This window comes from Alteromonas sp. R7 (assembly GCF_055755235.1).
On sequence record NZ_JBVTQX010000010.1, the window covers coordinates 62,764 to 80,323 of the forward strand.

Below are 17,560 nucleotides of genomic sequence, written 5' to 3' on the forward strand. Positions count from 1 at the left end.
TCTTATGCTTAGGTGAACTACACTCAAAAAGGGATTAGATGAGGAATTTACATGCTAGGCATAGTTTTTACATCGTTAATCGATATGCTCGAGGAGAAAGTTTCTCCTGAGTTTGCTGACGATGTCATCATGGAAGCTGGGTTAGAAAACGACGGCGCTTATACCGCAGTGGGCTATTACCCGTTTGAACAAATGCAACGCCTGTTAGGTGTGCTGGTGGAGAAAACGGGTAAGTCAGCTAACGAGCTACTCTACGATTTCGGCTATTACTTATTTGGTAAGTTAGGTGCAGTGCATGGCGACGTGCTGGCCAATACAGAAGGCATGTTGGATATGCTGGAGCACTTGGACGGCGACATTCATGTTCAGGTTAAGAAGCTCTACCCAGACGCCGACCTACCCCGATTTACGGTGATATCCAGAACCGATAACACCATGCGCTTACAGTATTATTCTGAAAGAGAATTATATCCTTTAGCAGAAGGCTTGATGGACGCAGCCGCAGCTCATTACAACTGCACCCTGGAAAGGGAAACCCATCAACTAGATACGCCTCATACCTACGAATTTAGTATATCTCTCGTTTAACGGAGGCATGTTATGTCAGATGGAACAACGCATAGCACGCCTTCTGGTAGCGACCGTGCTGCGTTACTTGAAAGGCGTTTAAAGCGAGAGCGAAATGCGAGAGAGCAAGCCGAAGCTTTGCTGAGAGAAAAGACGCAAAGTTTGTATGCTACGCTTCAAAAAAGCCAAAGTGCACAGAAAGATTTGGAACTTGCACTATGGGCGTCGCAGGAGTCTTTTTGGAATTGGGAGGCAGAGAATGACATTATGGAATTTCGCTCATTTTCACTACATTCTGAAAGTGTATCTACCTGGTCAGGCACCTTAATTGAGCTTCTAGAGCGGGTACATGAGGACGATTTAGACGGCCTGCAGTTTCACTGGAGCATGGCGCTACACGGCAATCGTGACCGTATAGAGTTTTCTTTTCGGTTAAAGCTCGACAGCGATTTTCAGTGGGTAAGGCTGCGCGGGCGTGTGCTGAAGCGCGGAAAAGCGGGTGAAGCGCTTCAAATTGTTGGTACCACAAAAGACATTACTCAACAGCGCAAAGCTGAACAATCGTTTCACTTAATGGCCTCTGCTTTTGCGAGCTCACGTGAGCCCATGTTAGTACTCTCACCTGATCTTGTTATCACAGAATGTAACGATGCATATATTCAGCTGATTGCTGCGCCTTTCAAAGAGCAATGCATTGGTTTGGATTTCAACCAAATATTCATTGCTGAGAAAGTCGATAAAGTGCAGTTGGCGCTTGATAAACAAATTCGCTTCGAGTCGAAAGTGAAGACGCAAAACGGTGAAATTAAGGTTGTCGATATCTCGGTGGCTTTGTTTGAGACCTACCAGCAAACGTCATCTTATTTGATTGCCACAATGCGCGACATCAGCGATAGAAAACGCAACGAAGCCAAACTACGTCAACTGGCATTGCACGATGAGTTAACCGGCCTTTCCAATCGCAATTCGCTGCGTGAGTCCATCTCCGGGTTAGTACAAAAAGAACAGCACTTTGTTTTGGTCTTTATTGATCTGGACGGGTTCAAAGCAATTAACGACAACGCAGGGCATGAAAGAGGGGATATTGAGCTTCAGCGCGTAGGAGCGCTCCTTACTGCCATATTCGGCCCAATAGGGGAAGTCGGCAGGTGGGGTGGTGATGAGTTTATTGCCGTATTGCCTAATCAGAATGTTGAGGAAATTGCTGAACGCTCTGAGCGGCTTATCAGCCAGATAGAAGAAGACGCCATAACCGTAAAAACGTCGGAGCTTAGGCTGTCTGCCAGTATTGGCATTGCTGAATTTCCAGAACATAGTGATAACCTAGAAAGCTTGGTGCAGTGCGCCGACGCCGCAATGTACCGTGCGAAAGAGCTGGGTAAAGGGCAGGCGTTTATTTACGAGTCAGGTCTCTATGAGAGCATGACCCAGCAGGTCAGTATGGTGAATGACTTGCGCAGAACAGTAGAGAACCACCTTCTCGATTTCTATATTCAGGGTAAATATGATCTAAACGGTGAGTTAAAAGGCGGTGAAGTACTGTGTCGCTGGATTTCAGGCTTACACGGTGTTGTATCGCCGGCAGTGTTTATTCCCATAGCAGAAGAGCACAAGCTGGACAGTGCTATTGGTCTTCAAGCACTGGAAGCGGCATGTGATTACATTTCAATAATGGAGTCGCAGCAGGGTGATGCCATTCCTTTGTCTGTGAATATCAGTGCTAATCAGATGCTTGACCCAGAATTTCCAAATCAGGCAATGTCTATCTGTATGGATAATGATGTGTCTCCCGAATTTATTGAGCTAGAGCTCACTGAGTCGGTCTTTATTCGCGATGAAAAATCAGCACTTAGAGCATTAAACACGTTGAGAGATCATGGGTTTAGACTGTCTCTGGATGATTTTGGCAGTGGCTTTTCATCTCTTAGCTACTTGCGAAGTTTCCAGTTTGAAGTGGTTAAGGTGGATAAAAGCTTAATTCAGGGTATTCACCAAGATAGCAAAGCCAATGCGCTATTTAATGGTCTGATAGCCATGTTAAAGAGTTTGCAAATAGATGTGGTGGCTGAAGGCGTAGAGTTGGAGTCTTATTTGCCTTTCATGGAGCAGGCCGACATTCAGCTAATGCAGGGGTTTTACTTTGATAAACCAATGCCTTACGATCAGTTCTTGGCAAGGCATACTACTGAGCCTAATCGGTAATGTCTTCAGCTAAGCATAAACAAAAAAAGCCCTATCGGGCTTTTTTTAATGACTAAGCAAGCTCGTTACTTAGCATTGGTGCTTTCAAAGATTTTATCTGCCGATGCGGCAACAAAGCCTTTGTAAAGCTTACCATCAGGCATTTCATAACGCTGTGCAAATTCGTAGAAGCAGCTTGGAATTGCCACAGTTTCGTCGCTAAACGCTACGTCAGCACGGTCAGCCATCGTTGAAGATTGCGCTAAAAATACGTCTGGACCACCTTTAATTTCGCCGCCAGAGGTGTTTAGCACAAAGCCTGCTTCTTTAAGCAATGTGTTTACGTCGGTAAGCTCGTCAGTACGGGTTAAGTGATTAACACTTACTGTAAAGTGGTTAGCACGGAAGCCCCATGCCGCCATCCACGCCGCGTATTCTGATTCGCTAAGCAGTGTGTCGTATTCTGCTTTAGTAACGTCCCAATGCTTACCCGAGTACAAGAAGTTATCTGCATCCACTACAGACTCAGGCATTTGATCAACCATCTTCTTGATAATTGCTTGAGCAGTTTCAGAAAGCTCATTTACACGAAGCTCACTAATAAATACTTTTGGTTTAGTATCGTCAGGGTGCTCGAAATGCTTTGCAGTAAGCTTTTTCGCTTCAAAGTCATAGTCGCCTTTAGCTTCATAACCCAATGCTAAGAAGTGCGCAGCAAGCTTGTCTAAGCGGGTTTTATCAAGAGCAAAAGTTCGAAAAGCTACATGGTCGTTAACGATGTCGTTCGTGTTTTCTTCACCCGCCAAAAGTGCATGAATTTTATGCGCTGAGGGAGTGATGGTAACGTAATCGTCCCACATGTTGCTAAACAACGTATCGATGTTGCTATGCATGGTGGTAGGGTCCTTTCTGTCGTTGACTATTTTTAAACGAATAGTTCGTATAGGGTTGGTACTAAACTGGCCGACACAAAAATCGTGTCGGCCTTTTTGTAACGTGAAAAGCTTGAGTTACATCGACAAGCCTGGGCTTAATTTGCCCGGCATAATAACTTTATCAAGCTCAACTGAAGCAACTGGGTACGCACAGTAGTCGGCTGCATAAAACGCACTTGCTCTGTGGTTACCGCTGTCGCCCACGCCACCAAATGGCGCTGCGCTGCTTGCACCTGTAATAGGTCTATTCCAGTTTACGATGCCCGCGCGAATGCGTGCGAAGAAGTAGCGATAATCTTCTTCGTTGTCGCCTAGAAGACCTGCTGATAAGCCAAAGCTGGTGTTATTCGCTTCTGCGATAGCTGCGTCAAAATCGCTGTAACGAATTACTTTAAGTAGTGGACCAAAGTGTTCTTCATCAGGCAGTGAAGCAAGCATGTCAGTCACATCAATGATGCCAGGAGTAGCAAAACCTTTGTTCTCATCTTTTTGTTCAAGGCGAACCAGTACTTTACCACCAAGGTTTTCAAGCTCTTGCTGTGCTTTTACCATCAGTGCAGCGGCATTGCTTGAGATCATTGCGCCCATAAATGGTTGATCTTCAGCGTCATAATCACCCACCTTAATATTCTTGGTCACTTCGATTAAGCGAGCAAGGATTGCATCACCCTGTGCATCGGCTGGTAAGAATAGGCGACGTGCACACGTACAGCGCTGACCGGACGTAATGAAAGCAGATTGAACGATGTCATGTACGGCAGCATCAACATCAGCCACATCCTTAACGATGAGAGGGTTGTTACCACCCATTTCAAGAGCCAAAATTTTACCTGGGTGACCTGCGAACTGCTCGTGCAAGATTTTTCCTGTGCGTGAGCTACCCGTAAAGAAAAGACCATCGATATCGTTATGCGACGCCAAAGCCTTACCTGTTTCAACTTCACCCTGTACTAAGTTGAGTACACCCGCTGGGAGGCCAGCAGCATCCCATAACTTCACCATTTCTTGTGCAACCATAGGCGTCAAATCGCTTGGTTTAAACACAATTGTGTTACCTGCAATAAGGGCTGGAACAATGTGTCCGTTTGGCAGGTGGCCAGGGAAGTTGTATGGGCCAAATACAGCAACAACGCCGTGAGGCTTGTGTCGAATGAAGGCTTTACCTACAGGCATTGGGTTTTCAACGTTACCCGTGCGTTCGAAATAGGCTTTTTCAGAAATACCAATTTTGCCCATCATGGCACCAACTTCAGTGGCAGTTTCCCACTCTGGCTTGCCCGTTTCTTTAGCCATAACTTTGGCAAGGTGCGCTTTAGCTTCTTCTAGCTTAGTGCCATAAACCTTAATAATTTCAAGACGCTCTTCAACGGTTTTCATGCTCCATGCTGGAAGTGCAGCACGAGCAGCGTTAATTGCGTCATCAATTTGAGAGGCTGTCGCAGACTTACCTTCCCAAATCACTTCGTTTTTTGCAGGGTCAATTGACGCTAAGTCATGACCTTGTCCGGCAACCCATTCACCGTTGATAAAATGTGTATGTAGCATAGTGGGTGTCCTTTTAATCTCTGAATGTAACGGGGGCGAAGCGTACGTGCTCTCCCTCTTTGACATTCAATGCAGCAGCGGCTTGGCGAGATAGCACGGCAACTTGCTTTTCTTCGCTTACCGTCATCTCGGTGGCAACTGCACGAAAATCAGATACTGATGTATTAATGATGTAGTGCGTTTGCCCTTGGGCAGCAGCGCTATCGTCAATTACTACAGGCAGTTTTAAACTCGACTGAGCCGTGCGGATGTGGCTTAAGTTTGCTTCTACCGTCGGGCCTGCGTCGAAAATGTCTACGTAGCCGCGGCAAGAAAAGCCTTCTTCTTCAAGAAGCTGAAGAGCAGGGCGTGTTTTGTCATGGACTTCGCCAATGACTTCCTGCGCTTCTTTGCTAAGCAGATTTACGTATATCGGGTACTTCGGCATAAGTTCAGCAATAAACACTTTATTACCAATGCCAGTTAAGTAGTCGGCAGTAGGAAAATCCATAGAGAAGAAATGGGTTTCCAACCACTCCCAAAACGGTGAGCGTCCTTCTTCGTCACTCACACCGCGCATTTCAGCAATAACTGTCTCTGAGAAGCGTTCACGGTGCTCCATCATGAACAAGAATCGAACCTTTGAAAGGAAGCGGCCGTTTATGCCGCCGCGGGCTTGTTCGCGAAGAAACAGCGTACATATTTCAGTAACACCGGTGTAGTCATTACAAAACGTTAGAATGTCTACCGTGTTGTGAATGTTAAGCTCGCGCGAGGCGTGCACTACTTTGCTTAGGTGGTAATGATAGAACGCATCGTCTATACCAACAGCCGCTTCAATACCTGTTGTTCCCACTACCTGTCCGGTAGTGGTATCTTCCATTACAAACAAGTATGACTCATCGCCAGGTTCGGTTACGTTTAGTTTGTTAAACGCAGTTTCTGCACGATCAATTTTACGCTGCAGCAACTCGTCGTTGACAGGTAAAGACGTAAAGCCAATACCTGATTCAACGGCGATTTCTTTAAGCGCGTTATAGTCGGCCTTCGTGATAGGGCGAATGATATTCATGTTCGCTACTCGTGTTGTAATTATTCGGCGTTTACAACGGCAGCAACGGCGCGTTCAAAACGTGCAAGACCTTCTTTGATGTCTTCATCAGGAATAACCAGTGAAGGTGCAAAACGAATAACGTTCATGCCAGCAACAAGACACATAAGGTTCTCTTTCGTTGCAGCCATCATGAAGTCACGTGCACGGCCCTGATATTTCTCATTTAACGCACAACCTAACAGCATGCCTTGACCACGTACTTCTTCAAATACGTTGTACTTTTCATTGATAGCACCTAGTAGTTCACGGAATAGGGCTTCTTTCTTAAGTACACCTTCAAGCACTTCTGGCTGGTTCACGATATCTAACGCTTTTTCCGCAACAGCACAGGCTAGTGGGTTACCACCGTAAGTACTACCGTGGGTACCTGGCTTAAGGTGTGCAGCGATGTCTGCTGTGGTAAGCATGGCACCAATTGGAAAGCCGCCACCAAGAGATTTTGCGGTAGTTAGGATATCAGGTGTTACGCCAAGACCCATGTAGGCATAAAGGTGACCAGTACGACCAACACCCGACTGAACTTCGTCAAAAATAAGTAATGCGTTGTGCTTGTCACAAAGCTCGCGAACGCCTTTTACGAAATCTACATCAGGTGGAATAATACCGCCTTCACCCTGAAGCGGTTCCATCATTACCGCGCAGGTTTTGTCAGAAATTAGCGCTTCAAAGGCAGCTAAATCGTTGTAGTCACAGTGGTCAACAGCGCCTGGCTTAGGACCAAAACCGTCAGAGTAAGCAGCTTGACCACCTACTGTTACGGTAAAGAAGGTACGGCCGTGGAAACCTTTGTTGAAAGCGATGATTTGGTTTTTGTCTTCACCGTGCTTGTCCAGCGCCCAGCGACGAGCTAGCTTCAATGCTGCTTCGTTCGCTTCTGCGCCTGAGTTTGCGAAGTAAACTCTATCTGAAAACGTTGCGTCATTTAGCTTTTTAGCTAAACGAAGGGCTGGCTCGTTAGTGAAAACGTTGCTTAAGTGCCAAAGCTTGCTGCCTTGTTCATTAAGAGCTTTCACAAGCTCTGGGTGACAGTGACCTAAAACGTTAACTGCAATACCGCCTGCAAAGTCGATGTACTCAGCTCCATCTTGATCCCATACGCGTGAACCTTCACCTCGAACAGGTACCATACCTGCTGGGTTATAGTTAGGAACCATTACATCATCAAATGTAGCGCGAGTTACGTTCATCTTTGTTACCTCTGCGTTGGGCGCCAATCACACTGTGTGATTTGGCTTATCGAATCTATGAGCACATTTTAGTACTACTTTGGTCGATAAGCGTTAATTGGGCGCGTAAAAACTAATCGGATTTGTTCAACAGTATGCCATTTTTTTTAACATTTGTCTTCTATGCAAAGGGCTGCAGCCCTTTATTTATAAGGACTGTGGCTTAATTTGCAGGAAAAGTGAATAACTATTAACTACTGGGCTATATCAATTAGTAATAATCAATTTTTGCGCTGAGAAAAGGGCTGCATACGGGTTTTAATGCACTGTGAGGCAATAAAAAAGGGGGGATAGGACTGGAAGCCTTACCTGTTTAATGTCGCTAAAAACGGGCAAGGCATTGAGCAACCGTCAATAATTTGGGGCATCATGCACATGAAATGAAAAAGGTGCATAACGAGTGCATGAATATCCACTAAAAAATTAATGATTCTCTTCGTTTTTCACCAAAGGAAGGGTGAAAATATCAATGGTTTTGAGTTTTTCGAGTGCACCTGCAGGGTAGCGTTGCTCCATGAAAAGCGGCTTTACTTCTTTCATTTCAACAAGCTTTAACTGATGTAACATCCGAATTTGTGTGTAGGTTCGGGCTTGATGAAGTACCTTACTGAGTGTTTTAGGCTGTGCGGGTACTTTATCGGCACACGCTCGCATAGGTTCTGCAATAGGCAAGCGCATTAAATGCATCCACTCCAGAATATCCGCGCTGATTGCATCTGCGAATTCTTGCTGTAGTGCAATAAGGTGGTTGGCTGAAGGAGCCACTTTGAGTAGCGCTTCATGTCGCTTTTGCTCTTTGTCTTTCTGGCATTCTTGCAACAGATGTAGCTGAATTTTATCGAACAGTTTGAAGTAAAGTCTTGTTACGACACAACGCCCCAAATTACTAAGCATCGCAAGGGTATAAGCCTGGTTTTTGTTTAGATCCGTAAGCGCTGCAAGGCGTTTCGCCGTTATGGCAACGCCAGTCGTATAAGGCGTAAGCTTTTGTTTAATTAGCGGGTAAGGGTCGGTAATCTGAGGCATAGCACGCTTTAAGATGAGCGACGGTATCAATGTGCGTAGGTTTTCAATACCCAAAAAGCTCAATGCTGTGCGCAGTGTCTCTACAACAATGATACGCCCACGGGAGTCTTTGCGTCTAAATTGTGGAGTATTCACCACAACGATCAGTTCATCATAAAGCCATGGCATGGTTGCGGCAATTGGCTCTAGTTTCGAAACCGAGCATGCTTTCACGGAAAGTGCATCAAGAAGCTCGCCGATATTTTCGGGCAAGTTAAGTACGTTTTGAACGAGCTCGTCGGTATAGCTTAGCTGCTCTGTTAATTCACCTAGAAGGATCTCGTGAAGATGGTGACTCACTGATTCAAGGTATGACGCTTCGGTTTTCTCTTGAAGGCGCTTGTTTTCAATCGCCACTTTTTCAACGTGCAGTAGCAGCCTGCGCGCATCACCTTGCTCCGATTGCTCGAAGCTTACTTCTCCCACCTTGCGCCTTCCTAGCATTTCCAGCACTCGCTCTGGCGATATGATCATATTTTCAAAACGATCATCTATCGTGGGCGGTGTGGTTGCCCCCATTGTCATATTAAAAGCACTCCTGCTCATAACTTTTTGGTGAACGGCAATATTATCGTACATCAGGGGCCTTTATTACTTTCGCTACGGTAATGATAAAAATGGTAGCTACTGCTTGAAAGCAAGCCTTATTTACCCTGCAACTGTTGATATTGCGTGTGCGATGCTTCGTATAATCTTTATTCAGCGCATTGGCTAAAACGAATTATGAAAAGTTAAACGAAAAATCAGTGAATTGCGAGTAATTCTGGCCTTCAAGCGTAACCTTTTACGCTATAAAAGCGTATCGGCATCAAACTCGTATACTTAAATTGATTTAAACTGAAGAAATGCATCCAGTACGCTATGACCGTGTTCGGTAAGCAGTGACTCGGGGTGGTACTGCACGCCCCAAATAGGATGATGGTTATGGGAAATTGCCATGATTTCCTTTGTGCCCTTTGCGGTTTCACACCATGCATCAACACTCAGTGAGGCAGGTAGCGATGCGGGATCTAAAACCAATGAGTGGTAGCGCGTCACGTTAAACGGGTTAGGTAAGCCTTTGAACAGGCCACTGTTGCGGTGTGTTAGGGGTGAAATTTTTCCATGCTTAATCTCTTGTGCACCTACTACCTTGGCACCAAACACTTGACCTATAGCTTGATGACCCAGGCATACACCTAAAATAGGAATCTTGCCTGCAAAATGTTCAATCGCAGATAAGCTGATGCCCGCTTCGTTAGGCGTGCATGGTCCCGGTGAAATAACTAACTGTGAAGGCGCTAAGCGAGATATGTCGTCTAAGGTCAGTGCGTTATTTCGCACCACTTCAACGTCGACGCTGAGCTCAGTGAAATACCGAGCGAGGTTATGAGTGAACGAATCGAAGTTATCAATTAACAGCAACACAGCAGTGCTAGTCCTTGGTATTTCTAAGTTGCGAAGGTTTTAGCCATGAAGGATTAAATGAACCCTTCATGGCGTGTAGCAAGATGTTGGAATTCGGCTGTTATGGCTTTGGAATAAAGCCGACTGCTTTGTATACCTTAGCCAAAGTTTCAGCCGCTCGCGCTGACGCTTTCTCAGCACCCTGACGCATTACGTCGTCAAGATATGCTCTGTCTGCGCGAATTTCAGCATAGCGGGCCTGAATGGGTTCAAGTAGAGCAACCACAGCGTCTGCAACATCACCTTTAAGGTGGCCATACATTTTGTCAGTATATTCAGGCTCAAGCTCTTTAATTGATTTACCCGTCGCAAGTGAAAGTAGGGTCAGTAAGTTAGACACGCCTGGTTTTTCAGTTGGGTTAAAGTAGATATTAGCTTGCTCGTCAGAGTCGGTCACGGCACGTTTGATTTTCTTGGCCAACTTCTTAGGATCTTCTAATAAGCCGATGAAGTTATTCGGGTTGTTGTCAGACTTAGACATCTTCTTTTCAGGCTCTTGAAGGCTCATGATGCGAGCGCCAAAGTCTGGGATATACGGGTCAGGTAGACGAAATACATCGCCGTATAGATTGTTAACACGTGTAGCAATGTCACGAGTCAATTCAAGGTGCTGCTTCTGATCTTCACCTACCGGTACTTTATCTGCTTGGTATAGCAAAATATCTGCTGCTTGGAGTACAGGGTAGCTGTATAAGCCTACATTAATGTTATTTTCGTTCTTCGCAGACTTATCTTTGAATTGAGTCATGCGATTAAGCTCACCCATTTGGGCGTAACAATTCAATACCCAAGATAGCTGTGCATGTTCAGGCACATGGGATTGCAAAAACAGAGTACTTTTTTGTGGATCAATACCGCAAGCAAGGTAAAGAGAAAGGCCGTCTAGACAAGCTTCAGCAAGCTGCTTAGGGTCTTGTCGTACAGTAATAGCATGCAAATCCACTATCATATATAAGCAGTCGTGGTCGTCTTGCATGGAAACCCACTGTTTAAGTGCACCCATGTAATTGCCAAGGGTAAGTTGTCCTGAAGGCTGACAGCCACTTAATACAACGGGTTTATTACTCATTTCTTTTTACCTGTAATACGTTAAATACTGTGAAAATAAAGCTTGAGAAAATAAAGCTTCAAAAATTATGCTTTAGACAGTGACGCTAGTTCATTGCGCATTTGCTCAATGACATCGCTGTAGTTGGGTTGAGAAAAAATAGCCGAACCAGCCACAAACATATCCGCGCCCGCTTCCGCTATTTCGCGAATGTTATCGACTTTTACGCCACCGTCAATTTCAATTCGAATATCGTAGCCGCTTTCTAATACACGCTGTTTCACCGCGCGCACTTTATCTAAGGTGCTAGGAATAAACTTTTGACCACCAAACCCTGGGTTAACCGACATAATAAGAATGTGGTGCAGTTTGTCCATGACGTGGTCAAGGTAATGTAGTGGCGTTGCTGGGTTAAATACGAGCCCCGGCTTGCAACCTGCATCGATAATAAGCTGTAGAGAGCGGTCTATGTGCTCAGACGCTTCTGGGTGAAAACTAATATAGCTGGCCCCTGCATTCGCGAATTTTCCAATTAAGTCATCGACGGGCTTCACCATTAGGTGCACATCAATGGGAGCTGTAATGCCGTAGTTTCTTAACGCCTCGCAAATCATTGGCCCAAACGTAAGATTGGGTACATAGTGGTTATCCATTACATCGAAATGCACCACATCAGCGCCAGCCTCTAATACCTTTTCTACGTCTTCGCCAAGTCGAGCGAAATCGGCCGATAGTATTGATGGAGCAATTAGGAATGGTTTCATTGCATGTCCTTTCATTCTAAAAACAACAAGGTGCGTTGCCACTTACGTTTCACCTTTGCGAAAGTTTACCCAAATCCGTGCTTCTTTACTATGCAAAGGGTTAATCAGCGTTAATTTCACGGAAATTTAAGATAAACGGACTTTGTCAGAGCGTTGCCCAATTTTGGTGAGCGCGCGTTATGTTGGTGCATTTTTATGCAGCGTTTTTTTGTTTCGGTGACAGCGGGTGATTTTTTTAATTGAAATTATATTTTAAATTTCAATTGGTTAATTTATTTTTTGCGAGTTTTTTTGGTGAACCATAAATGGGCATCAACTTTGCGTTATCCAGTCCAAAAAAGAAAACACAGACAGAAAAAACGAATTACAACAAGTTTGAATTTGACTGGAGAACACACATGAAAACATCTACAAAAAGAACAATACTTGCCGCTGCTATTTCTTCAGCGTGTCTGTTAACAGCCATGCCTAGCTATGCAGAAGGTTCATTCACTGCTAACGCTAGTGCAACCAGTAACTATATTTGGCGTGGTTTAACACAAACCGTTAACGAAGCCGCAGTACAGGGTGGTATCGATTACGCGCATGAAAGTGGTTTTTATGCGGGTACATGGGCGTCGAACGTAAGCTATGCATCAGATGATATTTATTCTTACGAGCATGACGTATATTTCGGATACTCAGGCGAGTCTGACGGCATTGCATATGACTTCGGCTACCTATACTACAACTATGACGCAGAAGCTGAATTCGATTTCGCAGAGATCTACGGTTCAGTAGGCATGGGTGGAGTAAGCGTAACAGTTTATCTACTTGCGCACACCGAAGCTGACGAAGCAGAAGGCCAAGATTTCGGCTTTGGCCAGGCTTACTACGCATCTTTTGATTACACCACAGAAATTTTGAATGGCACTGAGTTGACTCTACATGCTGGTTATCACAGCGGTGACTTTGTTGAAGCTTTCAACTTTGGCGACGGTGAGACTGACAGCTATGCAGACTACGGCGTAAGCATTGCGAAAGATGGTTTCAGCTTTGCTGTAACTGGAACGAACTTAGATGATGTTGGTGCTGACGCACTAGATAACGACGAGTTGAAATTCACTGTAGCTTACTCAGTAGATTTCGAACTTTAAAAGTTAAGTTAAGAGGCCTAAGGATAGGCCTCTTAAATTAAACGTTGAGTACTAAAAGCCTAATGTGTTTTCGTTAGGCTTTTCATTTCTTACAAGCAACGCATTTTTAACTTGTTCGTAACCTGCTTTTGATTATAATGAGATTAATTTTTAAACGAGTGTAAGGAGTATTCAGGATGAAGGTTCTTCCATTTTTTGCGATTTGTGGAGCGGTAGCGCTTGTTAGCGTTGCGGTCACAAGTACGCCAAATTCACACTCGTCAGTATGCGAATTCCAACCCGTTACGGAGTTCAACCCCAAGTTGCCCGCAAGCCATATTCAAAACCAATGTGCCCGTCATCAAGAGGGTGTTGAGGAAGTCAGTTGGCTGTCATGGATAGCGGGGAAATCATCATCTTTCCAATTCCACTTTTTAGACCTACTTGAGTTGATGCACAGCGACGAAGGTAATCGAGATTTCACCTCACCTGCTAACGACACTTAGGGGAAAATTATGCAGTCTGGTACTGGTTTTTGGTCAGTTCTAGGTAGTGTAGTTGCTAGTCTATTTGGTGTTCAGAGCCATAAAAACTACGAACGTGACTTTACTAAAGGCACTTTTATCAGTTTCGCCGTCATTGGCGTAATCTTGGTCGTGCTGTTTGTTGTTACGCTTTTTATGTTCGTTAAATGGTATACGGGCTATAGCGCATAGCAATTGCGTGAATACACATTAAAATCGTATGCGGGTAAGGCGGTCGATGCGCTACCTATAAGACGTTTTTTAGGCACCACACACTAAACTGAAGGGCGGTGAAACGTCTTCTTTTTTCGAGTGTTTCGCTTTGGTGCGACGTTAGCTGGAGGGAAATAAGCCAAAATTTCATCCACAGGCTGTCGCTTTGCACCGTTTTGACTTATCGAACGCTTAACTGACAGCATACTGAAATCTGCCCCGTGATAAAGCGACCGAGTTAGCGGTAAATCGTGATTTGAGATGAGGACGGGTATGCCTCGCTTTTTTGACGCGCGGGTGGCGAGCTCAGCCAGCTTCTCTTGAGATTCTTGTCCGAAGCTTCGCGCCGCATAGCTGGTAAACGCTGCAGTCTTGCTGATAGGAGCATACGGTGGGTCACAATAAATAACATTGCCACGCCTAGCTCTAGAAAAAACCTTTTCAAAAGGAAGACAAGTAAACGTCGCTTTTTGCGATTTTTCCGAAAACACAAACATCTCGTCTTCTGGAAAGTACGGCTTTTTATAGCGGCCAAAAGGTACGTTAAAACGCCCTTGAAGGCTGTAGCGGCATAAACCGTTGTACCCATGTCGGTTTAAATAAAGAAAAAGAATCGCTCGGTAGTATTCATCTTGCGTTGCGTTGAACTCTTCGCGCAAGTCATAGTACATCTTTTCTTCATTGCGACTTCCATCAAAAAACGCGCGTGCATCGTTAATCAGTGCATCGGGCTGCGCTTTAAGGAAATTGTATAAGTTGATGAGATCAGGATTGATGTCATTAAGCAGGTAGCGTTTGTATTGCGTATTCAGAAATACAGATCCGGCACCAACAAACGGTTCAATGAGTTTATTGGCTTGCGGTAATCTGGCCTGAATATGCTCAACCAAGCTGTATTTGCCACCGGCCCATTTTAAAAAAGCCCGGTTTTTTTTCTGCATCATGCTTAAACGTTACTACCTAGACGGAATGAAGACGGTGGTTTTTCCGTGCGCCGCCGTTCCAAGGGAAAGGGTCGTCTTTATACTTTTATGCTGATCAGTATCAGATATCACCACACTAAAGGTAGATTGTAACTTTCATCAGTAAAACGGACAACCAACAAGTGTCGCAAGAACGGAATTTTGCTCATTTACTGGAAATATTATAGCCACACGGTTGTGAAATGACTTAATTTTGCGCTTTGCTCATCTCTGAGAGGATTTGGTTTCCTCGCTTTATAAAAGCATTTTGTTTACCTGGATATTCGGGTAAATTTGTTCGTGCTTGTTGCGCTTGAGATAACGACGTGTAGATTTGCTTGTTAACTACTACAAACCAGTCGCCACCATAGCGCGTCGTTTTATAAATTCGCGTTTGCTCAGTTAGATTGTTTTCTCGTAGGAACTCACTGAGAACAGACTCACTTTTCATCGCTAACAACTGTATAGCGTAGTCATTTTCCCCAATCCAGCCTTCTTGACTCGATTCACTGGCCACTGTGGTTGGCGCTACATTATCGTTGACGCCGTCCGAGTTTGATTTGGCACCTTGAGCAGGTTGTTGATCACGTAGCGCACCGTTGCTAACCACCTCTGAACCATTGGAATCAGTGGTATTATCTCCAATCGGGGCATTCTCAAACTGGTTACTGTCTGCCTGTTCTGAAGATGGCGCAACTTCAGGTAAGGATGAAACCGCATTTTCCCAATTGGTAATCAACGGACCGTTATCTGACGATTCATCAATTAACGAGCCACCAACGTCTACACTATCATCATTGGGCGCGGAAACAAGCTCTACGTTGCCTATTTGGTTGGTTGCTTGAGTTGCTGAGTTTGATGCTGTTGTTTCGCTTTCATCGGTTTCACCATTGCCTATAAGCTTGTTATAAGCAGATCCGGGCTCAACCTGCGTTCTTTCAGGTTCTGGCGAAGGTTGACTAATAGGCGCAAAAATCGATGCTAATTTATCACCGTATTGCCAGTAAATAAGGCCAGAAAACGTAGCAAGGAACACGCATATAACAGCGATATAAAACCACTTAGACTTTAACGGGTTGATAAAAGTTTGCGTATTTTCACGCTGTCTATTTTCTAAATGAGCCTGAAAAGCCTCGCGACGTGAAGCAATCATTTTGTCGAGCTCTGACTCGAAGCTAGGCTGTTCGCTAATGACTGACTGGCTGCTAATTATTAGTGGGGTTTCTGTATTTTTTGCAGGAAGCCACTGCTTGGCGCGCTCAGCCCATTCGTTATTCGCGAACAAAAGCACATTTAAATGCTGTTTGTTACCAGCGAACCGACTTTGCAACACCAAGTCCCATAGTTCTTGCAATAGTGCATCAGGAAGATTGTGGGCTTGGGTGATGGCTATAAGAATTGGACCTTCGTGACTATTTAGGTCGGAAAGTAGTTCGTTTAGAGGCCTAACGAAGCTACCCACCACTTGACCAAGAAGCTGCCGACAAAGTTGTCGACGGTAGTCAGAGGGCTCCATATTTTCTTGTGCAGTTAAATACGCAATCTCGGTATCATCGTGTTGCTGGAAGACAAAGGCTTCAAGGGTCTTTTGTTGTTGAGCAATAGACTCACCACTGACAAAAATCAGCTGAGAAGAGTAATTGACCAAATATTCCAAACGTTCATGCAGTTCACTTTGCATGGGAGTTTGCCCTTATTCACCGTTGCTTTAAAAACTGTCCTGCAACGCATTTCTTTATGATTCCAACTAACGTAGGGAAGTCAAGATAGACGCGTTGCCTGGTTGTCGCGAGGGCTAATGACTAAGAAAGGATGTCAGTAAGAATGGCGTCCGTGACGTCCTTGGTAACAACCGCTTTGCCTATGCCTTGAGGAAGTACAAATCGAATACTGCCAGCTTCCACTTTTTTATCGCGTTTCATATGCTTAACGTAGTCATCCTTTGTCATACTATTTGGGCCTGCAACCGGTAAAGCAAATGCTTCAAATAGCGACGATACGCGTCGTGTTTCTGACGCTTCAAACCACGTTAATGCTTCAGCAGCTTTACAAGCAATTATAGTACCAGCGGCTACCGCTTCGCCATGCAGCCAGTTACCGTAGCCTTGCTCGGCTTCAATAGCGTGACCGAACGTGTGGCCTAAGTTAAGAATGGCGCGTAAACCACCTTCACGTTCATCTTTTGCTACCACGTCTGCTTTGATTTCGCAGCAGCGAGAAATAGCTTGGGTAAGAATTTCAGTATCAAGCGACGTAAGCGCATCTACATTACTTTCAAGCCATTCAAAAAACGGAGCGTCGTAAATGATACCGTATTTGATGACCTCTGCCATGCCAGCAGCAAACTCTCTCGCGGGTAATGTAGCGAGGGTATCAGTATCAATGGCCACATAAACCGGTTGGTAAAAAGCGCCAATCATGTTTTTGCCGAGAGGATGATTTACCGCGGTTTTTCCACCTACTGATGAGTCGACTTGAGAAAGCAAAGTTGTAGGAACTTGAATGAAGGGCACACCGCGTTGGTAAGTTGCCGCAACAAAGCCAGTAAGATCACCAATTACACCACCGCCAAGTGCGATAAGTGTCGTATCTCTTGCAGCGTTTAGCTCAAGAAGGCGTGTCATAACCACTTCGAATTGGGCAAGATTTTTGTGTTGCTCGCCGTCCGGCAAAATAATGGTTTCAACCTGAACATTACCACACGCCGCTTTAGCGGTTTCTAAATACAGTGGGGCAACAGTTTCGTTGGTAACAATGACGGCAAGTGGGCCTTTTATATAGGCACTAAAAAGGCCAGGTTGCGAAAGCAGCCCAGCCTCTATCTGTATAGGATAGCTACGTTCTCCAAGTTCCACAGTTAAGGTTGACATTGGCGT

The 17,560-nt window shown here is 44.9% G+C and carries 16 protein-coding genes; 5 read left to right on the forward strand and 11 right to left on the reverse strand.

What is annotated here, in order from left to right:
- Positions 1-51 precede the first annotated feature (51 nt).
- Together AC0J2X_RS15745 and AC0J2X_RS15750 are read left to right on the forward strand one after the other, a co-directional pair.
- A complete protein-coding gene (locus AC0J2X_RS15745; RefSeq protein WP_014948016.1) occupies positions 52-588 on the forward strand; it encodes a heme NO-binding domain-containing protein in 537 nt (178 codons plus the stop codon).
- Between the two features lie 12 nt (positions 589-600).
- Positions 601-2,769: a putative bifunctional diguanylate cyclase/phosphodiesterase gene (locus tag AC0J2X_RS15750; RefSeq protein WP_110289410.1), complete on the forward strand. Its 2,169-nt coding sequence runs from the start codon at positions 601-603 to the stop codon at positions 2,767-2,769.
- 65 nt (positions 2,770-2,834) lie between these two features.
- On the opposite strand, the gene AC0J2X_RS15755 is transcribed toward AC0J2X_RS15750, so the two are convergent.
- From AC0J2X_RS15755 to rpe, 8 genes are all read right to left on the reverse strand, one after another.
- A complete protein-coding gene (locus AC0J2X_RS15755) occupies positions 2,835-3,641 on the reverse strand; it encodes a DUF1338 domain-containing protein (RefSeq protein WP_014948018.1) in 807 nt (268 codons plus the stop codon).
- A 117-nt stretch (positions 3,642-3,758) separates the two neighbouring features.
- Positions 3,759-5,228 carry a succinylglutamate-semialdehyde dehydrogenase gene (gene astD / locus AC0J2X_RS15760; RefSeq protein WP_472996192.1) on the reverse strand — a complete coding sequence of 490 codons (1,470 nt, stop codon included), beginning with the start codon at positions 5,226-5,228 and terminating at the stop codon, positions 3,759-3,761.
- A gap of 13 nt (positions 5,229-5,241) precedes the next feature.
- Positions 5,242-6,279 (reverse strand): arginine N-succinyltransferase, encoded by a 1,038-nt coding sequence (astA, locus tag AC0J2X_RS15765; protein WP_462586120.1) that lies wholly within the window; start codon positions 6,277-6,279, stop codon positions 5,242-5,244.
- Between the two features lie 20 nt (positions 6,280-6,299).
- Positions 6,300-7,508: an aspartate aminotransferase family protein gene (locus tag AC0J2X_RS15770; protein ID WP_014978113.1), complete on the reverse strand. Its 1,209-nt coding sequence runs from the start codon at positions 7,506-7,508 to the stop codon at positions 6,300-6,302.
- Between the two features lie 462 nt (positions 7,509-7,970).
- A complete protein-coding gene (locus tag AC0J2X_RS15775) occupies positions 7,971-9,137 on the reverse strand; it encodes an HDOD domain-containing protein (protein ID WP_014975475.1) in 1,167 nt (388 codons plus the stop codon).
- Between the two features lie 297 nt (positions 9,138-9,434).
- Positions 9,435-10,019 (reverse strand): anthranilate synthase component II, encoded by a 585-nt coding sequence (locus AC0J2X_RS15780; protein ID WP_014975476.1) that lies wholly within the window; start codon positions 10,017-10,019, stop codon positions 9,435-9,437.
- Between the two features lie 100 nt (positions 10,020-10,119).
- On the reverse strand, positions 10,120-11,127 hold the full coding sequence (gene trpS / locus AC0J2X_RS15785; protein WP_039225099.1) for a tryptophan--tRNA ligase: 1,008 nt from the start codon (positions 11,125-11,127) through the stop codon (positions 10,120-10,122).
- Between the two features lie 65 nt (positions 11,128-11,192).
- On the reverse strand, positions 11,193-11,870 hold the full coding sequence (rpe, locus tag AC0J2X_RS15790) for a ribulose-phosphate 3-epimerase (RefSeq protein ID WP_462586118.1): 678 nt from the start codon (positions 11,868-11,870) through the stop codon (positions 11,193-11,195).
- Between the two features lie 305 nt (positions 11,871-12,175).
- Between rpe and AC0J2X_RS15795 the strand changes: the two genes are divergently transcribed.
- The 3 genes from AC0J2X_RS15795 to AC0J2X_RS15805 all read left to right on the forward strand — a co-directional run bounded on the left by AC0J2X_RS15795 (position 12,176) and on the right by AC0J2X_RS15805 (position 13,701).
- Complete coding sequence (locus tag AC0J2X_RS15795) at positions 12,176-13,006, forward strand: TorF family putative porin (RefSeq protein WP_081099323.1); 831 nt, start codon at positions 12,176-12,178, stop codon at positions 13,004-13,006.
- 176 nt (positions 13,007-13,182) lie between these two features.
- Positions 13,183-13,491, forward strand: a complete 309-nt coding sequence (locus tag AC0J2X_RS15800; RefSeq protein WP_014948027.1) for a hypothetical protein — start codon at positions 13,183-13,185, stop codon at positions 13,489-13,491.
- A 9-nt stretch (positions 13,492-13,500) separates the two neighbouring features.
- A complete protein-coding gene (locus tag AC0J2X_RS15805; protein ID WP_014948028.1) occupies positions 13,501-13,701 on the forward strand; it encodes a DUF2970 domain-containing protein in 201 nt (66 codons plus the stop codon).
- An 83-nt stretch (positions 13,702-13,784) separates the two neighbouring features.
- Here AC0J2X_RS15805 and AC0J2X_RS15810 read toward each other — a convergent pair whose 3' ends face one another.
- The 3 genes from AC0J2X_RS15810 to aroB form a co-directional block, all read right to left on the reverse strand.
- Complete coding sequence (locus tag AC0J2X_RS15810; protein ID WP_039231082.1) at positions 13,785-14,666, reverse strand: Dam family site-specific DNA-(adenine-N6)-methyltransferase; 882 nt, start codon at positions 14,664-14,666, stop codon at positions 13,785-13,787.
- Positions 14,667-14,892: 226 nt separating this feature from the next.
- Complete coding sequence (locus AC0J2X_RS15815; RefSeq protein ID WP_462586115.1) at positions 14,893-16,365, reverse strand: SPOR domain-containing protein; 1,473 nt, start codon at positions 16,363-16,365, stop codon at positions 14,893-14,895.
- Between the two features lie 121 nt (positions 16,366-16,486).
- Entirely contained in the window at positions 16,487-17,554 is a 1,068-nt protein-coding gene (gene aroB, locus AC0J2X_RS15820; RefSeq protein WP_156077807.1) for a 3-dehydroquinate synthase, read from the reverse strand.
- Between the last annotated feature and the right edge of the window lie 6 nt (positions 17,555-17,560).

Bases quoted from the DNA above. Each gene is read 5' to 3' on its own strand.
- AC0J2X_RS15775 (WP_014975475.1), bottom strand. From the start codon at position 9,137: ATGACAATGGGGGCAACCACACCGCCCACGATAGATGATCGTTTTGAA.
- AC0J2X_RS15800 (WP_014948027.1), top strand. From the start codon at position 13,183: ATGAAGGTTCTTCCATTTTTTGCGATTTGTGGAGCGGTAGCGCTTGTT.
- aroB (WP_156077807.1), bottom strand. From the start codon at position 17,554: ATGTCAACCTTAACTGTGGAACTTGGAGAACGTAGCTATCCTATACAG.
- AC0J2X_RS15795 (WP_081099323.1), top strand. From the start codon at position 12,176: ATGGGCATCAACTTTGCGTTATCCAGTCCAAAAAAGAAAACACAGACA.
- AC0J2X_RS15755 (WP_014948018.1), bottom strand. From the start codon at position 3,641: ATGCATAGCAACATCGATACGTTGTTTAGCAACATGTGGGACGATTAC.
- AC0J2X_RS15805 (WP_014948028.1), top strand. From the start codon at position 13,501: ATGCAGTCTGGTACTGGTTTTTGGTCAGTTCTAGGTAGTGTAGTTGCT.
- astA (WP_462586120.1), bottom strand. From the start codon at position 6,279: ATGAATATCATTCGCCCTATCACGAAGGCCGACTATAACGCGCTTAAA.
- AC0J2X_RS15815 (WP_462586115.1), bottom strand. From the start codon at position 16,365: ATGCAAAGTGAACTGCATGAACGTTTGGAATATTTGGTCAATTACTCT.
- trpS (WP_039225099.1), bottom strand. From the start codon at position 11,127: ATGAGTAATAAACCCGTTGTATTAAGTGGCTGTCAGCCTTCAGGACAA.
- rpe (WP_462586118.1), bottom strand. From the start codon at position 11,870: ATGAAACCATTCCTAATTGCTCCATCAATACTATCGGCCGATTTCGCT.
- AC0J2X_RS15770 (WP_014978113.1), bottom strand. From the start codon at position 7,508: ATGAACGTAACTCGCGCTACATTTGATGATGTAATGGTTCCTAACTAT.
- AC0J2X_RS15745 (WP_014948016.1), top strand. From the start codon at position 52: ATGCTAGGCATAGTTTTTACATCGTTAATCGATATGCTCGAGGAGAAA.
- AC0J2X_RS15750 (WP_110289410.1), top strand. From the start codon at position 601: ATGTCAGATGGAACAACGCATAGCACGCCTTCTGGTAGCGACCGTGCT.
- astD (WP_472996192.1), bottom strand. From the start codon at position 5,228: ATGCTACATACACATTTTATCAACGGTGAATGGGTTGCCGGACAAGGT.
- AC0J2X_RS15810 (WP_039231082.1), bottom strand. From the start codon at position 14,666: ATGATGCAGAAAAAAAACCGGGCTTTTTTAAAATGGGCCGGTGGCAAA.